Here is a 3722-nt window from a genome sequence, read left to right on the forward strand (position 1 = left end):
TTGTTCAGCGGGTTGCCGCTGCCGTCCGGCACGCAATCTTCCGGCAACACTACTGGCAAATCTTTTTCCGGGACAGGTACCGCGCCGCAATCGACGCAGTTGATCATCGGGATAGGTGTGCCCCAGTAGCGTTGGCGCGAAATGCCCCAGTCGCGCAGGCGATAGGTGATTTTCTTTTCGCCCAGGCCGAGTTCTTCCAGATCGGCGGCGATTGCATCGACTGCCTGCTGATAATTCAAGCCGTCATATTTGCCGGAGTTGATGCAGCGACCGTTTTCCTTGTCGGCGTACCAGTCGTGCCAGGTGACTTCCGAAAACGTCTTGCCTTCTACATCGATTACCTGATGGATAGGCAGCACGTATTTTTTTGCAAATGCAAAATCGCGTTCGTCATGTGCCGGCACGCCCATCACGGCACCATCGCCGTAGGTGATCAGCACATAGTTGCCGACCCACACTTCGACCAGCGAACCGGTCAGCGGATGCTTGACGAACAGGCCGGTCGGCATGCCTTTCTTTTCCATCGTCGCCATGTCGGCTTCGATGACGCTGCCGAGTTTGCATTCGGCGATGAACTCGGCCAGTTCCGGATTGCTTTTTGCCGCGAAAGTTGCCAGTGGATGTTCTGCCGCGACTGCGCAGAAGGTCACGCCCTTGATGGTGTCGGCGCGCGTGGTGAACACCCACAGCTTGCCGTCGTTGATCAGTTTGTCGTCGTCCTTGATGTCGTGCGTGAAGGCAAAACGTACACCGGTTGATTTGCCTATCCAGTTGGCTTGCATGGTGCGCACGCGTTCCGGCCAGCCGGGCAATTTATTGTCGACGTGATCCAGCAATTCTTCTGCGTAATCGGTGATGCGCGCGTAGTACATCGGGATTTCGCGCTTTTCGATCAGCGCACCGGAGCGCCAGCCGCGACCGTCTATCACTTGCTCATTGGCGAGCACGGTTTGATCGATAGGGTCCCAGTTCACGGTACCGGTTTTTTTGTAGATGATGCCTTTTTCCAGCATCTTCAGGAACATCCACTGGTTCCATTTGTAGTACTCGGGTTTGCACGCGGTCATTTCGCGCGACCAGTCGATCGCCAGCCCCATGGACGCCATCTGCGTCTTCATGTATTCGATATTGGCGTAAGTCCATTGCGCCGGCGGCACATTGTTCGCCATTGCGGCGTTTTCCGCCGGCATGCCGAATGCGTCCCAGCCCATAGGCATCAGGACGTTGTAGCCGTTCATCCGTAGGTAGCGGTACATCACGTCATTGATCGTGTAATTGCGCACATGGCCCATGTGCAGCTTGCCGGATGGATAGGGCAGCATCGAGCAGGCGTAGAATTTTTTCTTGTCCTTGCCGTTTTTATCCTTGGCATGTTCGACCGCCTTATAAGCGTCGGTTGCCTGCCAATGGTCGTGCGCCGATTTTTCTACGTCGGCGGGGCTGTATTTATCTTGCATGACGGATGGAGCCAAAAGTGAGGGTGAATGTAGATACGAACCCGTGATTATACTGGTTCGACCACCCGGATGGCGTGTCGGTGGCGGGGCAATTGCGGCAGTAATCCTGCGGGAGTCAGGCCAACTTCAGTTCCAGCGCGGGATTTTCGCCGTAATCTGCATAGCGTTCGTTGATTCCTTCGATACAGAAGGCCATATCTTCGAGAATGTGCGGGGCATTTTTGCGCAGGATGTCGGCGTGATCGACGACGATTTGCAGTTTTTCAGCCGGTTTCAGGCGGAACCGCGTCATGCCGTCTTCGTCGCGCAGATAGCTGAGGCAATCGACCCAAGCATCCATATTACAGCCGTAGAAGTCGGGGAAGCCGAATGCCGTCATGCATGTGGCATGAAAGTCATTCCAGTCGGCGATGGTTTCGCCATTCAAATGTACGACGGCCATGATCTATTTTTGTGTGGACGGCATGTCTGTGACGAAGCCGAGTTTGGTCAAGCCATTGCCTTGCGCGGCCGCCATCACCTGCGCAATGACTTCGTAGCGAGTGCCTTTGTCGGCACGCAGTTGCAATTGCGGTTGCGGCTGCTGTTTGGCCGCAATGGAAAATCTGTTCGTCAGTTCGTTCTGGGTAACGGCATCGTTGTTCCAGAAAATCGCGCCTTCGCCATTGATGGAGAGCGAAATGGTGGTCGGTTCTGTCGGTGCCGGTGCCGATTGCGCACTCGGCAAATCGAGCTTGATGGCGTGGGTAAACAGCGGCGCGGTGATGATGAAGATCACCAGCAGCACCAGCATCACGTCCACCATCGGCGTGACGTTGATATCCGCCATCGGTGCCGGCTGTTTGTTGTCGCTGAATCCACCGAATGCCATATTGCCCTCTTATTTTCCGACCCGCGTACCGGTTGTCAGGTAGGCGTGCAAGTCGTGCGCAAACGCATCCAGTTCGGCCAGCGTGATGCGATTGACGCGTGTGAATGCGTTGTAGGCCAGCACGGCTGGAATTGCTACGGCCAGACCGAGCGCCGTCATGATCAGGGCTTCGCCGACCGGGCCGGCAACTTTGTCGATCTGCACGGTGCCGGATGCGGAAACCGCCACCAGCGCATGGTAAATCCCCCATACGGTGCCGAACAGGCCGATAAAAGGTGCGGTGGAACCCACCGAGGCCAGCAGCGTCAGGCCGTTTTCGAGGCGGGACGAGACGCGATTGATTTCCTGGCGCAGGGTGCGCGTAATCAATTCGCCCGGATCGGTATTGGCGTTGAGTGAATTGGCGTGCGGCTTGATGTTGGCGGCTTCGGCGCTTTGCGCTGCCAGCGGCGTATAGACGTTTTCGCTATCCGTCAGCTTGATGGCGGCGATGGCGTCCGGCAGCGTCGGCGCCTGCCAGAAATTTTCCAGCGCTGCGGCGCTGCGGCGGATGCGCCATGCGCTCCAGCCTTTGGACAGGATGTAATACCAGCTGAGTATCGACATGATCAACAGCGCATAAGCGACTGCGTGCGACACCGCATCGCCCTGTGCCCAGTAATGCGACAAACCCAATCCTTGCTCTGCGACAGTGGAATTCATGTTTTCGATCTGGGTAAACCAGGTTGCGATTGATCGGTTGCCAGCCTGCGCTTAACGCAAACCCAGCACATCCTGCATGTCGTACAAGCCGCTTTTCTTGTCGGCCAGGAAGCGCGCCGCACGCAGGCTGCCGTGCGCATACGATACGCGGCTCGACGATTTGTGCGAAATCTCGATGCGTTCACCGTCGCCGGCAAACAATACCGTGTGGTCGCCGATGATGTCGCCGCCACGCACGGTGGCAAAGCCGATAGACGACGGATCGCGTGCACCGGTCACGCCTTCGCGCGCCCACACGGCTACATCGTTCAATTCCTTGCCCAATGCGCCTGCAATCACTTCGCCCATCTTGATCGCGGTGCCGGACGGCGCGTCAACCTTGTTGCGATGATGTGCTTCGATGATTTCGATGTCGTAGCCTTCGGAAAAATTCTTCGCAGCCATTTCCAGCAATTTCATCGTCACATTGACGCCTACGCTCATGTTCGGTGCGAACATGATGGCGGTTTTTTTTGCTGCCGCTTCAATCGCAGCCTTGCCGGCGGCATCGAATCCTGTCGTGCCTATGATCATCTTGATGCCGTGTGCAGCGCAGTACTCAAGGTGCTTCAGCGTTCCTTCCGGACGCGTGAAGTCGATCAGGAAGCCGGCATCTGCCAAGCCTTTGGCCAAGTCGGATTCGATCAGTACGC

The 3722-nt window shown here is 56.7% G+C and carries 5 protein-coding genes; all 5 read right to left on the bottom strand.

Going from position 1 to position 3722, the window contains the following annotated elements; translation table 11 throughout:
- Positions 1 to 1457: leucine--tRNA ligase (gene leuS, locus ABWP27_RS12520; protein ID WP_353157385.1), on the bottom strand; the 1457-nt coding region annotated here is incomplete at its 3' end.
- A gap of 115 nt (positions 1458 to 1572) precedes the next feature.
- A complete protein-coding gene (locus ABWP27_RS12525; RefSeq protein ID WP_353157375.1) occupies positions 1573 to 1899 on the bottom strand; it encodes a barstar family protein in 327 nt (108 codons plus the stop codon).
- 3 nt (positions 1900 to 1902) lie between these two features.
- Positions 1903 to 2328, bottom strand: coding sequence for an ExbD/TolR family protein (locus ABWP27_RS12530; RefSeq protein WP_353157378.1), 426 nt, complete (start codon positions 2326 to 2328; stop codon positions 1903 to 1905).
- Positions 2329 to 2337: 9 nt separating this feature from the next.
- Complete coding sequence (locus ABWP27_RS12535; RefSeq protein ID WP_353157381.1) at positions 2338 to 3030, bottom strand: MotA/TolQ/ExbB proton channel family protein; 693 nt, start codon at positions 3028 to 3030, stop codon at positions 2338 to 2340.
- Between the two features lie 51 nt (positions 3031 to 3081).
- The coding region (gene dapB / locus ABWP27_RS12540; RefSeq protein ID WP_353157384.1) for a 4-hydroxy-tetrahydrodipicolinate reductase at positions 3082 to 3722 on the bottom strand (641 nt) is incomplete at its 5' end.

Origin of the sequence: Herminiimonas fonticola (genome assembly GCF_040395855.1) — a bacterium.
Classification (GTDB): domain Bacteria; phylum Pseudomonadota; class Gammaproteobacteria; order Burkholderiales; family Burkholderiaceae_D; genus Oxalicibacterium; species Oxalicibacterium fonticola_A.

Excerpts from the sequence above, each read along its gene's own strand:
- ABWP27_RS12525 (WP_353157375.1), bottom strand. The coding sequence starts at position 1,899 with ATGGCCGTCGTACATTTGAATGGCGAAACCATCGCCGACTGGAATGAC.
- ABWP27_RS12530 (WP_353157378.1), bottom strand. The coding sequence starts at position 2,328 with ATGGCATTCGGTGGATTCAGCGACAACAAACAGCCGGCACCGATGGCG.
- ABWP27_RS12535 (WP_353157381.1), bottom strand. The coding sequence starts at position 3,030 with ATGAATTCCACTGTCGCAGAGCAAGGATTGGGTTTGTCGCATTACTGG.